9 protein-coding genes and 1 CRISPR repeat array are annotated in these 17,128 nt (G+C 52.9%); of the genes, 3 read left to right on the forward strand and 6 right to left on the reverse strand.

Features of this window, described 5'->3' with window-relative positions:
- Positions 1-19: 19 nt before the first annotated feature.
- Together QZ170_RS02680 and QZ170_RS02685 are read right to left on the reverse strand one after the other, a co-directional pair.
- Positions 20-991 (reverse strand): PhoH family protein, encoded by a 972-nt coding sequence (locus QZ170_RS02680; RefSeq protein WP_297176697.1) that lies wholly within the window; start codon positions 989-991, stop codon positions 20-22.
- Positions 988-3,711, reverse strand: a complete 2,724-nt coding sequence (locus QZ170_RS02685) for a 4-alpha-glucanotransferase (protein ID WP_297176700.1) — start codon at positions 3,709-3,711, stop codon at positions 988-990. Before QZ170_RS02685 ends, QZ170_RS02680 begins: the two co-directional genes overlap by 4 nt.
- A 389-nt stretch (positions 3,712-4,100) precedes the next feature.
- On the opposite strand from QZ170_RS02685, the gene QZ170_RS02690 reads away from it, so the two are divergent.
- Genes QZ170_RS02690 through QZ170_RS02700 form a run of 3 tightly spaced genes read left to right on the forward strand, consistent with a single transcriptional unit; the run spans position 4,101 to position 7,224 of the window.
- Positions 4,101-4,391, forward strand: a complete 291-nt coding sequence (locus QZ170_RS02690) for a DUF4492 domain-containing protein (protein ID WP_297176703.1) — start codon at positions 4,101-4,103, stop codon at positions 4,389-4,391.
- Between the two features lie 25 nt (positions 4,392-4,416).
- Positions 4,417-5,997: a cytochrome ubiquinol oxidase subunit I gene (locus QZ170_RS02695; protein ID WP_297176706.1), complete on the forward strand. Its 1,581-nt coding sequence runs from the start codon at positions 4,417-4,419 to the stop codon at positions 5,995-5,997.
- Positions 5,998-6,039: 42 nt separating this feature from the next.
- Positions 6,040-7,224, forward strand: coding sequence for a cytochrome d ubiquinol oxidase subunit II (locus QZ170_RS02700; protein WP_297176709.1), 1,185 nt, complete (start codon positions 6,040-6,042; stop codon positions 7,222-7,224).
- A 123-nt stretch (positions 7,225-7,347) separates the two neighbouring features.
- Here the strand turns inward: QZ170_RS02700 and mnmA are convergent, their stop codons facing one another.
- From mnmA to cas9, 4 genes are all read right to left on the reverse strand, one after another.
- Complete coding sequence (gene mnmA, locus QZ170_RS02705; RefSeq protein WP_297176712.1) at positions 7,348-8,529, reverse strand: tRNA 2-thiouridine(34) synthase MnmA; 1,182 nt, start codon at positions 8,527-8,529, stop codon at positions 7,348-7,350.
- A 2,887-nt stretch (positions 8,530-11,416) separates the two neighbouring features.
- Positions 11,417-11,990: a CRISPR direct-repeat array (repeat unit 46 nt; unit sequence GTTGTGATTAGCTTTCAATTCAGTACCTTCGTATCGCTAATGCAAC).
- Between the two features lie 89 nt (positions 11,991-12,079).
- A complete protein-coding gene (cas2, locus tag QZ170_RS02710; RefSeq protein ID WP_297176715.1) occupies positions 12,080-12,442 on the reverse strand; it encodes a CRISPR-associated endonuclease Cas2 in 363 nt (120 codons plus the stop codon).
- The gene (gene cas1 / locus QZ170_RS02715; RefSeq protein WP_297176718.1) at positions 12,439-13,347 is read right to left on the reverse strand and encodes a type II CRISPR-associated endonuclease Cas1; all 909 of its coding nucleotides are present in this window, start codon (positions 13,345-13,347) and stop codon (positions 12,439-12,441) included. The genes cas2 and cas1 overlap by 4 nt, the downstream gene beginning before the upstream one ends.
- A gap of 17 nt (positions 13,348-13,364) precedes the next feature.
- Positions 13,365-16,955 carry a type II CRISPR RNA-guided endonuclease Cas9 gene (gene cas9 / locus QZ170_RS02720; RefSeq protein ID WP_297176720.1) on the reverse strand — a complete coding sequence of 1,197 codons (3,591 nt, stop codon included), beginning with the start codon at positions 16,953-16,955 and terminating at the stop codon, positions 13,365-13,367.
- Between the last annotated feature and the right edge of the window lie 173 nt (positions 16,956-17,128).

The following is a 17,128-nucleotide window of genomic DNA, read 5'->3' on the forward strand; positions in this document are numbered from 1 at the left end:
TTGAGATTCGTTGTCAGAGTTACTTCTCGGTATGCTCCTCTTCGTCCTTGCGGTCATAGACCTCTACAATCTCGGAGACGAGTGGGTGGCGGACAATATCTACGGTAGAGAAGTGAATGAAGCTAATGCTCCTAAGCCCATGGAGCTTGTCCACGGCATCACGCAGGCCTGAGCGTACCCCTCGGGGAAGGTCCACCTGTGTGAAGTCCCCCGTGATGATCATCTTGGAGTTAGCTCCGAGGCGAGTCAGGAACATCTTCATCTGCTGAGGAGTGGTATTTTGAGCCTCGTCGAGGATGACTACGGCATCGTTGAGGGTACGTCCTCGCATGAAGGCCAAAGGGGCTATCTGGATCACACCCGTATCGATGAAGTCCTTGAGCTTAGGCGCAGGGATCAGTTCCCCGAGAGCATCATAGAGGGGCTGGAGATAGGGATCTAGCTTATCCTTCATCTCTCCGGGCAGGAAGCCCAGCTTCTCTCCAGCCTCCACGGCAGGACGAGAGAGGATGATACGTCGGACTTGCTTTGCCTTGAGCGCCTTGACCGCTAGGCAGATGGCGATGAAGGTCTTGCCACTACCCGCAGGTCCTGTGGCGAAGCACATATCCCGAGAGGCAAACTCTCGTACCATCTGACGCTGGTTCTCCCCTCGGGGCTGGATCGCCTTGCCATGCACTCCATAGATCAGTACGTCGCCCGACTCGGGAGTAAGCGTGGAGGTAGCTTTAGGTGAGCGGTGACGCTGTACCACCTCGATGAGCTGTGCCTCGGTGAGCTGGTTGTGTCGGGAGCATACGGCCTCCAGTTCGCTAAGGATCTGGAGCATCTCCTCAGCAGCCTGTGGCTCTCCGAGTACCTTGATGACGTTCTGATGCATCCGTAGCTTGGTCTTAGGGAAGAGGGCGGAGAGGGTCGCGAGGTTGGTACGATTGATCCCAACGAACTCCTGCACATCGGCTTCCTCTAGGACATATAGTCGCTCCATCATAGGCTCTGTAGTCTGATTGTATCGTGTATATATCTGCGTATGAGTGTCCGCCACTGGGGGGCGGTAATGCATAGTTGGTCTGCTGATAAGGGCAGGCGATAGCACCAGTATTGGTCCGCCTGCTCGGGATGGTTGATCTGCTCCTGCTCGGGGCTTTGGATCCAGAGACGTGGATCGATACTCATCCAGTCAGCGAGGGGGAGGAGGACACCGAGCGAAGGAGCAGCTAGGTGACGCTGTAGGATGAGTCGATAGATCTGCTCCTCCTGAGCTCTCAGGGCGGACACCTCCTCGGGGCTACGTCCCAGCTCCTGGGTGAGATACTGTCCCTGATGCTCCTCACTCAGGCTATGCCACCATCCTCGGAGGGAGGGCATATCATGCGTGGAGGTCGTCCCGATGCTCCGATAGGGGAAGCCTAGGGGATCAGCCCAGCCCGTGGGTGTAGCCCCCTTCGGCATGCGCTCGAGCTCTAGGCTGAGGATCTGAAGCTCATCGAGCACGGCAGGGACAGTAGCGGGGATCATACCTAGATCCTCGGCACAGAGTAGAATCCCTGAGTGACGGGCTAGGCTACTCAGCCGATGTAGCCCCGTAACTCTGAAGAGCTCATCGTGTCTGCGATAATAGTAGTCATGGCTTAGCTCCATCCACCGACTCTGGAGTGTCTCATCCCAGTGGCCATAGAGGCGACTACGCTCCCAGGCGATACGTGGATGATAGCCCCCAGTGTAGGGATCCTCGATGAGTGCCGTCTCCGTACAGAGACTAGAGAGGGCGGTAGCTACCTCGACTCCCCCGACAGCCTCGATGACCTCTGCTCGCTCATAGTCCTGCTGACTTGTATAGCTCAGCTGGTAGAGGTCTGGCTCTGCCGTCGGTAGGAGAAGCCCCGAGGCAAGGAGGTTATCCACCTGCTCCCTGCCAAGGAGCTCGTGGAGGTCATTTATGTGGATAAGGGGGTGAGTAAGTAAGGGGACAAGGCCTTCCTCTCCGAGCATCATCTGCCACTCCTCTAGCGTGTAGGGCTGGGCTGGGTGGAAGTGTCCGAGTAGCCCTGAGTGTTCACTGCGAGGCACCTCCCAAATACGGAAGAAGCCCAGCACATGGTCAATACGTAGCGCATCGAAGTAGATAGCGAGACGCTCCATCCTCCTACGCCACCAGAGGAACTGATCCTGCTGCATCACCGCCCAGTCATAGGTCGGGAAGCCCCAGTTCTGCCCATCTATGGCGAAGTCATCAGGTGGTGCGCCTGCACTCTGCTCTAGATGAAAGAGTTCGGGAGTCGTCCAGACCTCTACACCATGGGGGGAGACCCCGATCGGTAGATCACCCTTGAGGAATATACCCAGCTCCCGAGCATGATCTCTCACCCTACAGAGCTGTACGTGTAGGAGCCACTGCACCCACTGATAGTAGCGGAGTAGGTGCTGCTCCTCGCTCCCCGAATAGGTCGCGCGCAGACGACCGAGGTCATAGTGGCTATCCATCCCCCATTCTGTCGGGGGGAGTCCCTCATGCCGATCACGCAATAGGCAGTAGTAGGCATAGGGCTCTAGCCAGCGCTCCTGCTCCTGTCGGTAAGCCTCGAAGTCGCCACCGAGCCCATCCCCTGCACACTGCTCGGCGAAGAGCTGACGCAGATAGGCCTCCTTGAGCTGGATGACCCGAGGATAGTCCACCGTCTCCCCTACTCGGAGTGCTGCCCCAGCCTCCTCGAGCCTCCTCTGTAGCTCTACATCTCGGAGAGCTGGTAGCTGAGAGAGATCTAGGTAAATCGGGTGTAGGGCATCTACAGAGATCGCATTATAAGGGTAGGAGTCCCGTGGCGAACGGGTAAAGGTCGTATCATTGATCGGCAGGAGCTGTAGGGCATTCATCCCCAGCTCATGCACGAGGTCTACTAGTTCATGGAGTGTCCCGAAGTCCCCTATGCCCCAGTCCCGCTCTCCCCTAAGGGCGAAGAGAGGGACGACGCAGCCTGCTAGGCGAAGGTGCTCCGAGGGAAGGCGGACAAAGCCATCGGTAATCGTACAGCCACAGCCCTCTCCGAGAGCGATCTGTGGCAAGGCTCTATTAGCCCCCTCCTCCCACTGGGGCTCACCACCCTCCTCGTCAGCGACGAAGTACTTGTACTCTACAGCCTCTCCTGACTCCCCTAGGACGGAGAGGGGAAGGATGATCCCCCAGCGGCCTCTCCCGAGGTAGCGCATCGGCACAGCAGCACGGGTATCCCATGCACCTAGCTCGTTAGTGCTCCCGACGAGATAAAGCCCTCGCCCCCTGCCTACGGAGGAGGTGAAGGTCTGAAGGCAAACATAGGGGGAGTCTCCCGCCGGTAGCTCCAGCGGTGATGGTCGATGTCCTCTCAGGGTATCGAGTAGTGCTGTGGTATAGCTCGGTGCGTCCTCGGGGCTCTGCAACCAAGCATCTAGGATCATTATCCTGCTAGCCCCTAGGGGGAGGTCAAGGTGATGCTGGAGCATACCCTCACGGCGGACGACCTGGCCTGCCGCATTACGCACGAGATAGGAATAGGAGAGTGTGGGGGGGATAGGCTCTGGTAGATCGAGTTCGGTCCGCCATATATCACCCTCGGCGCAGGTTAGTGGACATGCCTTGTCCTCATCCCAGAGGCCGAGGATGGAGCCTTCGCCTGAGATATATAGGGTCTCGCCCCACTGGGCATGGTAATGGATAGCGAAGGTGAGTCTCATTGCCGTCCCTCCGCTTGGCTTTGCCCCCGACGAGAGGGCTGTAGCACGCTCGTGCTATCGATCGCTATAGCTGTCAATGCTCTCTGTAGTGATGGATGAAGGGCGCTAGCTGGGGGAGCCCCATACACACCCTTGGACACAAAGGTACAACTAAAACTACCAAGGTGACCTACACAGCCCGCCGTACAGCCCTAGAGCATAGCCTCTAGGATGGTCTCCCCACCGTGGGGGCGGCCTCACTACGAGTCACATGCGCCCTCTGGAGTGCTAAAGCTGGGGTGGCGTGGAGGCCCTTTAGGCTCCTTTACATTTGCTAGTTATTTCCTACCTTTGTCGCCGATTTGCGTTTATCACTTCATTACTAACATTATAAAGACTCCGCCCCCCTCATGAGTAACGACCCGGGCAGACCGAACATCCTCATACGTACCTATCGCTTCTACCGCGATGGCTTCAAAACCCTAACCCCAACGAGCCGTAAGCTCTGGCTCATCATCGGCATCAAGCTCTTCGTCATGTTCGCTATCCTAAGAGCCTTCTTCTTCCCCAACGTGGTCAAGCAGGAGGCAGAGCGACAGCATATGTCCCGCTCGGAGTTCGTCGAGCAGGAGCTCCTCCAGCGCCGAGCAGTATCCCCCACTGATACTCTTCACGGGGGAACGGACGAACCAATCAAGTAATCATAAGGACTAAATACTATATACAATGGATCTAGAATCACTCGTATTGTGGTCGAGGGCACAGTTTGCCCTGACGGCCATGTACCACTGGCTCTTCGTGCCTCTGACACTAGGGCTGGGTATCATCATGTCGCTAGCGGAGACGAAGTACTTCCGTAGTGGCGATGAGTTCTGGAAGAAGTCTACCAAGTACTGGCAGAAGCTCTTCGGGATCAACTTCGCTATCGGTGTCGCCACCGGGATCATACTCGAGTTCCAGTTCGGGACGAACTGGTCGAACTATAGCTGGTTCGTCGGGGACATCTTCGGGGCTCCTCTGGCTATCGAGGGTATCTTGGCCTTCTTCATGGAGAGTACCTTCATCGCTGTGATGTTCTTCGGCTGGGGTAAGGTCAGCCGAGGCTTCCACCTCGCCTCCAGCTGGCTCACGATCGTCGGGGCGACGATCTCGGCAGTCTGGATCCTCGTGGCCAACGCCTGGATGCAGAACCCCCAAGGGATGGTCTTCAACCCCGAGACTATGCGCAACGAGATGGCAGACTTCTGGGCAGTAGCTCTCTCCCCTACGGCCATCATCAAGTTCCTCCACACGATCACGACCTCCTGGACGCTGGGTACCTTCTTCGCCCTCGGGGTATGTGTGCTGTACCTACTGCGGGGTAAGAACCTCGAGTTCGCTCGGCGCAACATGAAGATCATCGCCCCCTTCGGCCTCATCGCCGCTATACTCTCTGCAGCTACTGGACATAGCTCCGCAGTCGATGTCGCCAAGAACCAGCCGATGAAGCTCGCCGCTATGGAGGCCCTCTACGATGCTGGTACCTCTACCCCCGAGGGAAAGACAGCTGACGGCAAGGGGCTCCCCCTAGGTATGGTAGGTGCACTCAACCCCAGCAAGGGTCGTCCCGATGACGGGAAAGCCTCCCACCTCTTCAGCATAGAGGTCCCTCGTCTGCTCTCCTATATGGTAGACGGCACACCCGACCGCTACGTCCCCGGGGTGAACAACATCCTAGAGGGGGGCTACCACAAGCCTGACGGGAGCGTAGCCCTCTCCACCGAAGAGATGATGCGCCGTGGACGTATCGCTATCGACGCACTCAATGCCTTCCGCTCAGCACGCAAGGCTGGGGACAGTATCGGTGCCGCCCAGCACAGAGCTGTACTCGAGGAGAACTTCCCCTACTACGGCTACGGCTACTTCACGAGCAAGTACGAGACGGTACCCAATATCCCGCTGACCTACTACTCATTCCGCATCATGGTGGGTCTAGGGGGTGCCTTCCTCCTGCTCTTCCTGCTACTGACGTGGTATGCCTACAAGCGTAATGAGAAGCTCACCCAGGCCAAGTGGCTCCTATGGGCTAGCCTCGTCCTCACCCCCTGCGCCTGGATCGCTAGCGAAGCTGGCTGGGTCGTAGCAGAGGTCGGTCGCCAACCCTGGACGATACAGAACCTCCTGCCCGTGCAGGCGGCTATCTCCAAGATCGAGGCTTCGTCGGTGATGATCACCTTCATGCTCTTCTTCCTACTCTTCACGATCATGCTGGTGGCAGAGATCAACATCATGCGCAAGGCCATCCGCCAGGGTCCTGATGCCCATTAAGCACTCCGTCCATCTCATTCAATCCAAACTACAACACGACAAATGGACTACGCATTCTATCAAGAATACTGGTGGCTACTGATCTCCATCCTAGGAGCACTCCTAGTCTTCCTCCTCTTCGTACAGGGCGGACAAAGCCTCTTCTTCAGCCTCGGCAAGGAGACACTCGAGCGCAAGCTCCTGGTGAACTCGGTCGGTAGGAAGTGGGAATTCACCTTCACGACACTCGTCGTCTTCGGGGGTGGCTTCTTCGCCTCATTCCCTCTCTTCTACTCGACGAGCTTCGGGGGCGCCTACTGGGTGTGGATGCTGATCCTCTTCTGCTTCATCATCCAGGCTATCTCCTATGAGTATCAGAATAAGAATGGGAATGTACTAGGGAGCAAGACCTATCAGACCTTCCTCTTCATCAACGGCCTACTCGCCCCGATCCTCCTCGGCGCAGCTGTCTCTACCTTCTTCACCGGCTCGACCTTCACGGTCAATCGTGAGGCCATCGCCGATATGTCGGGTAGCAGCCAGGTGATCTCGCAGTGGCTCCCCTATCGAGGGCTACAGCTCCATGGGCTGGAGGCTGTGCTGAACGTGTGGAATGTAGTCTTCGGGCTAGCCGTCTTCTTCCTCTCACGTACGACGGCACTCCTCTTCTTCATCAACAACATCGAGGACGAGACGATCTACAAACGTTCGCGCAGTGCACTGGCCTGGAACGCAGCAGCCTTCCTCCTGCTCTTCCTCGCCTACCTTTTCTTCCTGCTGACGAAGAAGGGCTTTGCCTACTCCCCCTCGAACCCCGAGCTAACCTACCTCGTGGACTACAAGTACTGGTACAATCTCGTGGAGATGCCCATCGTCTTCCTTATCTTCGTCATCGGGGTGCTCCTCGTCATCGGAGGTATCCTGCTGACGCTCCTGCGGGAGGGGTACAAGAAGGGGATCTGGCTCGAGGGAGCAGGTGTGGTGCTCACGGCACTCGCACTCTTCCTCATCGCTGGATGGAACAACACCTCCTACTACCCAGCCTACAGTGCCGATATGCCCGAGCTCATCCACCACTCGCTGAATATCCGCAATAGCTCCTCCAGCCCCTTTACCCTCAAGGCTATGAGCTTCGTCTCCCTACTCATCCCCTTCGTCCTAGCGTATATCATCTATGCTTGGCGAGCTCTTGACCTGCACAAGATCACGAGGAAGGAAGTACAGGACCCCGAGTCACACAACTACTAGCCCCCTACCAGAGGCTAAGCAACAAGAAGAGCGAAGGCTCTGTGCGGTATCCTGCACAGAGCCTTCGCTCTATTTTATGCGTCCCCGAGAGGGGAAGCCGAGGTGTTTACGAGGGGCTCGGGGTCAGTAGCCCCGAGTGATCATACCGCTACCGAAGCAGATGCGATGCTCCTCATCATAGAGGACGGCATACTGCCCCGGGGCAATGCCCTGTATCTCCTGCTCGCTATCGATGCGATAGCCACAAGTGGGATCATAGTGGAGGGTGCCTCGGGTGAACTCAGGGGTATGACGGATCTTGAAGGTGATGGCGATCGGCTCTCGATCGGCCTCCGCCACGGGGGTATCTATACCCGTGCTCACGAGACGAGCATAGCTCCAGGGATCGAGACTGATGAAGTCCGCCCCCTCCATCTCTATATGCTGTCCATACTGATCTCGTGGGTCGTAGCCCTGAGAGACGAGGATGATGTTGCGACGGATGTTCTTCTTGACGACAAACCAAGGGCCCCCACTTAGCCCCAAGCCCTTGCGCTGTCCGATCGTATGGAACCAATAGCCCCGATGCTTCCCGAGGACACGCCCCGTCTCCCGCTCGATGATCAGTCCCTCCTTCGTACCTAGGGCACGCTCGATGAACTCATTATAGTTCACCTTCCCGAGGAAGCAGATCCCCTGGCTATCCTTACGGCCTGCGCTGACGAGGTGTGCTGACTCGGCAACGGCTCGCACCTCACTCTTGAGGAGGTGCCCCGAGGGGAAGAGGAGCTTACGGATCTGTGCGAAGTTGATCTGTGCGAGGAAGTCCGTCTGATCCTTCACAGGGTCAGGTGCAGTGGCGAGGAAGAGATGCTCACCGACGAAGGTCGTCGTAGCGTAGTGCCCCGTAGCGATAAAGTCGTACTCATGCCCCCACTTCTGCTCGAAGCAGCCGAACTTAATGAGCTTGTTGCACATCATATCGGGGTTCGGGGTCAGCCCTCGGCGCACCGTATCTATCGTGTACTGTACGACACTCGCCCAGTACTCCTCATGGAGGGATACGACCTCTAGGGGACAGTCATACTGACGGGCTAGGTGACGCACGATCTCTAGGTCATCCTCCCACGAGCAGTCCGTGAAGCCTCGCTCCTCCATACCTATCTGTATATAGAAGAGCGTAGGACGATAGCCTGCCGTACAGAGCAGGTGCACGACCACGGAGCTATCGACCCCGCCAGAGACGAGGACGGCGATACGTGGGTCAGAGAGACCACTACGGGCGATACGCTCCTGCAGTGGAGCGATGAGATGAGCTGTATCCATAGACTTACTGAACAATCCACCCCTCAGGATAGATCACGAGCGCAAAGATAGGGCATTCGCCCCTACCCTTCCCCGTAGGCTATCCCCCCCTAACCCTCTTTTCCCGTGGGAATACTTCCCCCTACCCTATGCTACTGAAGGTAGCGACAGCAAGCACCAATACGAGAGCAGAACTACCGATAACAATCCCCCACCCTACGAGAATAGAGATAGCCACAGCACGAAGGTAGATAATCCGAGGGGGATTGACAGGGCTAATTCCCCTAATCACTGCGACATATCGCCCCCCTTCATACTCAGCATACCGAGGGGCCACAAACGAACATACTAAGACCTCTCTTACGCTCCTATAAAGAACGCTCCCATCACCTATGTAAGGTGATGGGGACGCTCTTACCGAGAGCGCAAGTGCGCTCTCGGTAAGAGCGTTTCAGCCCTCTCCCCATGTCTGATACAGAGCGAATTACACACGGAGAAAAAAGTCCCCCTCGTCGGGTGTGATCAGCCCTCAATTCAATACCTTCGTATCGCTAATGCAGCTGAGTGTATACTGATATTGATACCTCAGGTGGTTATGTCGTCACAGAGCAGGAGTGGATAGGAGAAAGTCAGAAGAGCTAGCAAGAGCTCTAGGGGTACCGCAAATAGTTATTTCCTGACAAGCATATCTCCTATTACCACGAAGATGACAAGTACAACGAGAGCTATAAAATACAAGAGGCAAGCACCCTTGATGCCTGCCTCAGGAATCGGTACGCAGTTTTACCCGCATCCCTAGCTCTTTCGAGCCGACACAAAGGTAACCAATTATCCTGACAATGTAATCTGACTACTTGTGTTCCATCACACAGTGTAATCAAAGAGGGCTAGACGGAGCTCAATACCCGTCCCATAAGGTAGTAGTCATCACCAAGCATCACGATAGAGACGACTTTTGTTCGTAGTTAGCATTCAATTTAGTACCCTTATATAGCTAACACAGCGGTAGAATGGTCGTTCTGAAGGCCGTACCGTTGTGATTAGCTCTCAATTCAGTACCTTCGTATCGCTAATGCAGCATATGGTGGAAGGTATTACCACCTTGGCTCGATAGCTTCTATATACAAGGCTTTTACTCTTGATGATCTTGGGGTGCCCATCCACACCCTCTGGGCGTATAGAAGTACGGAGGATTGCCCCTACATAGGAAAGCTGTGTGAAGTGCGGATGGGTGAAATAAGACGAAAAAAAGAATAAGAAATAGAACTTAGAGGAGAATTTTGAGATATGCCTACAAAGGAAGAGCTAATCAAGCAGTGCAGATACTATAAGGGAGAGGAAGAGAGCCCATACGAAGGCATGGATCAAGACAAGGATATGCTTTGGTTCTATGAGTCACACTGGGTGATGTCAGGCACAAGTGAAGATATGCTATCTGACTATCACAGGTTACATATCAGCACTGACAATATCTCTATACCCACATCACTGAAGGCGTTACTCTTTAATCGATTTGCGAAAGGGTACCAGAGTACCCAAGAAGCTAAGATTGCATTCCCTAGTTTTCTTGCTCGACATTACAGTTGAAGGCCTTGCTCTACAATCTTGAGGTAAATTGTCTGCCCTTCGATTTTGAGGGCTCTCATCTTTGTGCCCCGTTGTCCTATCCACTCCATCTCTTGTTTTAGTCTTTCCTTATCCGAACCATCCCATAGTGTATTATTCTCCCATTTAAACGTCCCAGAGTCCGCATAATGTGAGAGTGTTTCGGTTCTAATTAGCTTTCAATTCAGTACCTTCGTATCGCTAATGCAACCTCCCATTTCTAGTTTGTTCGCTTCTTCACGTTGTGATTAGCTTTCAATTCAGTGCCTTCGTATCGCTAATGCAACCAAGCTCACAAACTTTGCGCAGCGCAACGAGTTGTGATTAGCTTTCAATTCAGTACCTTCGTATCGCTAATGCAACCGGCCTCGTCCATGATCTCATACAGATGTGGTTGTGATTAGCTTTCAATTCAGTACCTTCGTATCGCTAATGCAACTTCTTGAGGGTGAGCATGACCTCACGCATCGTTGTGATTAGCTTTCAATTCAGTACCTTCGTATCGCTAATGCAACCGAGGTAGCGATGGTGCGCTTCTGCGTCTGTTGTGATTAGCTTTCAATTCAGTACCTTCGTATCGCTAATGCAACCAAGGGCTCCATTTCCCTCTAGTGTACTGTGTTGTGATTAGCTTTCAATTCAGTACCTTCGTATCGCTAATGCAACCTCCTCCTCAGGATCACTCACCACGACGTGGTTGTGATTAGCTTTCAATTCAGTACCTTCGTATCGCTAATGCAACCTAAGGTACTCAGTGAATTCGTACACTACAGTTGTGATTAGCTTTCAATTCAGTACCTTCGTATCGCTAATGCAACCCTCCTCTTTGAATGTCACAAGTGTGAACAGTTGTGATTAGCTTTCAATTCAGTACCTTCGTATCGCTAATGCAACAATTGTCTGGTGAACGTAGCGACTCCAAAGGTTGTGATTAGCTTTCAATTCAGTACCTTCGTATCGCTAATGCAACTTAGATGAACCGACGCACGAGTGGTAGCCAGTTGTGATTAGCTTTCAATTCAGTACCTTCGTATCGCTAATGCAACTTGAGCACGTCCAAAAAACGCTCGCCCTTAGTTGTGATTAGCTTTCAATTCAGTACCTTCGTATCGCTAATGCAACGCGACATTCAGGGACTCCGTATGCTCCCTAGTTGTGATTAGCTTTCAATTCAGTACCTTCGTATCGCTAATGCAACGAGAGCGAGTAGAGGGCGTAGTCGCTCTAGGTTGTGATTAGCTTTCAATTCAGTACCTTCGTATCGCTAATGCAACCTTGGCAATGATTTGAGCTCTTCCGTTAGGTTGTGATTAGCTTTCAATTCAGTACCTTCGTATCGCTAATGCAACTATGCCGTACTCGATGTACTTTGTTAGTAGTTGTGATTAGCTTTCAATTCAGTACCTTCGTATCGCTAATGCAACGATCATCTTGGAGCGTTTTGTTGAATATAGTTGTGATTAGCTTTCAATTCAGTACCTTCGTATCGCTAATGCAACCAAGTTCGTTTACTATTTCAACGTTCATATGTTGTGATTAGCTTTCAATTCAGTACCTTCGTATCGCTAATGCAACCAAAGTAGTCGCTCAATACGTGGAAGCCTGGTTGTGATTAGCTTTCAATTCAGTACCTTCGTATCGCTAATGCAACCCCTAAACCAAAGCTTCGTCTTCGGTATCCGTTGTGATTAGCTTTCAATTCAGTACCTTCGTATCGCTAATGCAACTGAACCGACGCACGAGTGGTAGCCAGTTGGTTGTGATTAGCTTTCAATTCAGTACCTTCGTATCGCTAATGCAACAGTAGAGGGTACAACACCTGAACGACTGTGTTGTGATTAGCTTTCAATTCAGTACCTTCGTATCGCTAATGCAACTGATCTCGCATAGTGACCTAGGCATGAGTAGCTTACGAAGATTTATAGAAAGAGAAAAGCCGGTGGAGTACCACCGGCTTTTCCTTTGGTTAGAGGAGAAAAATATCTTCGTCAGGGAAGAGATCAAGGGGAGGAGGCGCTTCCGGGGGCTTCGTCGTACAGTGAGACGAGAAGTGCTCCATCATCCCAAACTGCTTGTCCGTGATCGTCATGATCACTACTTCACCCTCGTCGGGGAGCATACTCTTCACCCGTCGCACATGCACAGCGGCATTCTCGGCACTAGCACAGTGGCGGGTATAGATAGAGTACTGAAACATCGAAAAGCCATCCTTGAGGAGGCTCTGTCGGAAGCCCGAGGCTGCCTTACGCTCCAGCGACGTATAGGTAGGAAGATCAAAGAATACAAAGACCCACATAACACGATATTCACTTAGACGACTTGCTTTCATCGGAGTATAGGATAGGATAGTTTACGGGCCTCTCCCTGGAAGCAACGCAGTAGAGAGCCCGCCGTCAGGGAGACAGCGACCATCAGAGGATGACGCTGTCCCTCTATCTCGACGTCCAGAGTAGGGATGGAGAGGAGCTGTACCTTCAGCTCCTTGGTGAGCACCGTAGGGATCTCCTCCTCACAGAGCTCGACGACCAACTGATCCACATAGGGGCGGTAGGGCTCCATGATATCATCCGCTAGGCAGTAGGCGTTGTACTTGTTGTGATGGTGGATACCCAGCGTCGGGAGGAGACCGCAGCTGACGAGTGCACGGGCGACGATAGCCCTTAGGATCGCATAGCCATAGTTGAGGAGGGCGTTGGGCGCAGCCTCCTCACGCTCTCGGACGAAGCCCGGCAGAGAGACGAAGAGGTTGCGCCAATAGAAGGCCGCAGCTCGAGCCTCTAGGTTCTCCGAGTCGCCACTCTTCACCTGCTTGGCCCAGGCAAGTAGGTTCTTCGTAGGTTCCCCGAGGACTTGCCCGAGGAGCGTGGCTTGATTGAGGATCTTTGCCTGCACGGTTTGTTGCCAGAGTTGCTTCCGCAGGGGAAGGGAGGCCTCCAGCTGTGTGCGGAAGCGCTCATTCTGGAGTGTGTGTCCATCGAGGGGAAGTAGAAGCCCTGCAGGCAGGTGACTAGGAGAACACGTTACTACGGCGCAGTTATTCTCCAGAAGTGCATGCAGGAGCCCATGGGTGATGGTGATCTGCTGATGGTCGAGTAGGACGACCCCAATATCTTCTATTGGGATCGTCCGTACTGGACGCTTAGCTTCCCCCTCACAGAGCTGACGTACCTCGATCTGCTTATTCCTAAGGGCGAGGTAGGCAGGGCTCCCGAAGTAAAGGGTATGCTTCATCATGATACTAGCCTATTGACTCAGGCAAGAGATATTCTCCCAAGGAGGTCTATCTTCACCTTGCGAGGGTTAAGCTTCCTATATGTTTTTAAGCCTTGAATCCTATAAGACTTTGGGATACTCCCCACGTTATCTTTGCCATCAAGTGTTGTCTCTAAGTGATACCTAAACATATAGTCGCCTGCTGCTAGACTCTGCACCCTGTAGAGGTGGCGGCCCAGAGTAGTATAATCCTTGGTCTCCATTGCCCTATCAATTGCCTCATCAGTCATTCCCAAAAGGAACATTTCATCTCCTTGCAGAAATTCTTCTAACTGCCAATCTTCCTCTGGTAGCGACAAAAGGACAGATTCTGGTAGGTTAGGATTAGCTCGTGCCTGCTCTCTTGCTTTGCTTGGATCTGAAATAATCATAGGAATGCCATAGCGAGCTCGCTCAACTGCTCTAAAGAACGGCACAACTGATTCTCTTATGTTCCCTACCCCATCCCTATACAAAGCCACATGGTGGTTCAACCCTGGCTTAGTAAAACCAATTGCCTCTCCATCCGCATTAAATCGAATAGGAATAAGGGTATTTGACCTCACTAGACAGCGAACAGACCTCACCACCCTCCTTCGAGAGTCATCTAGATACAACTCTGTAGGAAGAACTCCTTTTCGACCTGAAAGAGATAGCAATGCAGCTTGAACAACTTCTCTAATCTGAGAGTCTACAATATTTTTGACATTACTCTGATTAACCTTGCTCAGCGGTATTCGCTTGACGTAGGATCTCACTAGTTCCGTACCACTTCTATCCTTTCTATGGAGCTGTATCGTCCCATAGATGGTCTCCTCGGAGAGTGCACCTCGTGGGATAAGCACATTCCTCTGCACATCGGTCTTGCCCGAGCGCTTGTAGACATTACGCCCTCGAGTCACGGTGCGCTTGCCTGGACGGAAGGAAATGAGGATTTCTTCTACATGCTTCATCACCTCTTTGGTCGTGAAGTGTGGCTGTCTAATGAGCCAATGCTCCAACAGGGAGAGTTTCTCTTTCTTAGAGAGTTTCTGCTCTTGCTGCTCCTTGATAAACGCATCCATCTCTTCACGATCAGCCTCTGCATTCACCGTATTGAGCCGCTGTATGTATCTCGGCTGGGTACAAGCGACGACGAGGGCATCGATGGCGTGATGACGATGATCCTTTCGCTTAGACCAATCCTTGATACGCTCATCGGTGCGCTCTCCATCCCGATGCTCTACCGTAACGACCTCTGTCTCGCCCATAGATCTGTATCGATCTAGGTTGAGGTCTCGCAGGATATTGTCATAGCCCCACAGCTGACGAAGCTTAGCGGTGACACTGCCCTCGGAGGCACTCACCAGTCGTATCCCCTTACGGAGAATACCCTGTGCCTCACGGGAGATATACTGAGTGAGTCGAAGGTGACGCTCGATGAAGTCTTCGGGTAGATCCTCAGGTAGCATTAGGAGGCGCTGACGCTTAGAGTAGGATATATTCTTATCCTTCTTAGCATGGGAAAGACTATCCACTCGCTTGATGTAGTCCAGCTCCCATCCCTTGGACTGAATGTACTCCATCGCAAAGCGATTACCTTTCTCTTGGTTACAAGAGCGACAGGCACAGGCCTTATTCGACATAGAGTCATCGAAGAGGATCGACCTCGGGATGATGTGCTCTACCTCAATCTCTTCACCTCGGAGGAATTGCACGACATCTACGTGCTTACCACAGTAGATACAGCTCTCGGCAAACTCTTGCCACAAGCGATACTTTTGGATGCGTGACTTCGTGGGAGTAAGGCCATACTCCGTTATACGCTTGGCTATAGCCTTGTTTTCTTCCTCTCGTGAGCTATTATTCTTAGTGGCCTCTTCACGCTCTTCACGGCTCATCTTTAGCTCGCGAGCTAGCTCGACACGCACCTCATCGATCTCACCATGTTCCCTCTTGAGCGCATTGACGAGGTTGATCATCTGGTTTAGGATCTTCTCGACCACAGGCTGACGAAGGGCATTCTTCTGCAGGAGAGGGATTTCCTCCAGCAGGCTACGCTCATCTCGCTCCTGAGCAGTCATACTATCGGAGTGTCGTACTCCAGCAGCTTCGGCAGCCTCGCTATACATCTTCCCTTCTTGCAGGTGAGGAAGGAGCTTACAGATAAACTTGGCAGACTTGTTCCCATAGCCCTGCTTGACGAAGTCGATTTTATAGAGGGCGTCCATCAGTCCATCGTCTAGGTCTTCTTCCTTGATCTTGAGCTGCCTGACTAGGGCACGATACATATCAGCTCTATCCTCGATGGAGTAGAGGATGTGCCAAAGCTTGTAGAGCGGTTCGTTCTGATAAGACTCGTCAATGATTGGACGAATAACACCATCCTCATCAGCCTCGTGAGAATCCCTTGTCGTTAGATTAAACCTGAGTAGACCCTCATACTGCTCATATCCCTTCAGCACCTTGCGCAAGATAGTAGCAGTTGTATTCCCTGCTATCCCATTCACTAGCAGCTTATCACACCAGAGCTTATCCTTTGGCTTAATCTTGAGCACCTTACGCAGTGCCGTAAGGCTAAGCTTATCGTTCTTCTGGAGATAGTCGAAGAGCTTCTGCTTCTCCTCTTGCTCCAGCACTCGCTCTGTGCCATCAGGATAGTAAAGGCGGATGTTTTGGATGGACTCCCAGACCTTACAAACCTGAAAGATAGGGGAAGACTTCGGGGCTACCTTGGGACCAATGGTGATGGTTCTCTCGACGAGCTCCTCGACACCATCCTTGTTGATGCGCTTCACCTGTACGACCCGCTCTTTCTTCTCAAACTCGCAGGTGGAGACCAGCTGCTTGCACGACTTCAGAGGACGCTGATAGAAGATAATGCGGTCTCGTATCCTACCAATCAGTGCGTCCGTAAGGAGCTTTGGGTAGAATGTCCTTTGTACCGCCATGATGCGGTTATACTCCTCGAGGTAAGCCTCTCGGGGATAGACCTGCTCCTTGATGCGGTAGGTGTAGTAGACTCCCTTGGGGTCGGTCTGTTGATTTGCTCTTAGCTCCTCAGCGAAGTGCTGACCGATGGTCTGCCCCTTCTCCTTTAGGGCTTGGTAACGTCCTTTGACTTGAGCTACATAGCCCTCCTTTTCCTTCTTGGCCTTGCTCTCGGTCTCAGCCTCGGCAGCTTCATCGGCCTTTGCGTGCTTGTAGCCTCGCTTCTGGTTGATGTGTAGTAGCACGCGTCCCAGTTCGGCTAGGCTCAGCTGCTCTCCGGGGGTAGCAGCTCGTGCCCGTAGCTCCCAGAGCTCCAGTAGGGGGAGCTTGATGAGGGACTCGTCGGGGAGCATCCCATGCTCACTGAGCACCTTCTTTAGAGCCTCTCGGCGTAGCTGATAGCGGTCCATACCCTTGCGGATGGTGCGTGCCACCGTACGCATCTTGTTCTTGGAAATCGCCTCGCCCTTGGTAAACTCTTTAGCATCACCCGCAGAGAGAGGCACGATACGACTCCCCATACCTAGGATACTCTGTGGTTTCTCATCTTTGTCTAGGGTGATTAGGCACCACCCAATAGACCCGACACCGAGGTCTAGACCAAGTACTTTTCTTGTCATTGTACTCTGCGTTTAGTTTGGATTATAAATATTTTGGCTACCTTTGTGGTACTGATTTGAAAAGCTAATCACAATAAGGATTATTCCGTTGTGAAAACATCCAAGGCGGGGACTTCGGTCCTCGTCTTTTTTTGTGCCCATATGCACCAGCCCTTGAGGTCTCCTCGTTACGC

Origin of the sequence: uncultured Porphyromonas sp. (genome assembly GCF_905372525.1) — a bacterium.
Taxonomy (GTDB): domain Bacteria; phylum Bacteroidota; class Bacteroidia; order Bacteroidales; family Porphyromonadaceae; genus Porphyromonas.

Coding starts and splice junctions, on each gene's coding strand:
- QZ170_RS02680 (WP_297176697.1), bottom strand. CDS start 991: ATGATGGAGCGACTATATGTCCTAGAGGAAGCCGATGTGCAGGAGTTC.
- QZ170_RS02685 (WP_297176700.1), bottom strand. CDS start 3,711: ATGAGACTCACCTTCGCTATCCATTACCATGCCCAGTGGGGCGAGACC.
- QZ170_RS02690 (WP_297176703.1), top strand. CDS start 4,101: ATGAGTAACGACCCGGGCAGACCGAACATCCTCATACGTACCTATCGC.
- QZ170_RS02695 (WP_297176706.1), top strand. CDS start 4,417: ATGGATCTAGAATCACTCGTATTGTGGTCGAGGGCACAGTTTGCCCTG.
- QZ170_RS02700 (WP_297176709.1), top strand. CDS start 6,040: ATGGACTACGCATTCTATCAAGAATACTGGTGGCTACTGATCTCCATC.
- mnmA (WP_297176712.1), bottom strand. CDS start 8,529: ATGGATACAGCTCATCTCATCGCTCCACTGCAGGAGCGTATCGCCCGT.
- cas2 (WP_297176715.1), bottom strand. CDS start 12,442: ATGAAAGCAAGTCGTCTAAGTGAATATCGTGTTATGTGGGTCTTTGTA.
- cas1 (WP_297176718.1), bottom strand. CDS start 13,347: ATGATGAAGCATACCCTTTACTTCGGGAGCCCTGCCTACCTCGCCCTT.
- cas9 (WP_297176720.1), bottom strand. CDS start 16,955: ATGACAAGAAAAGTACTTGGTCTAGACCTCGGTGTCGGGTCTATTGGG.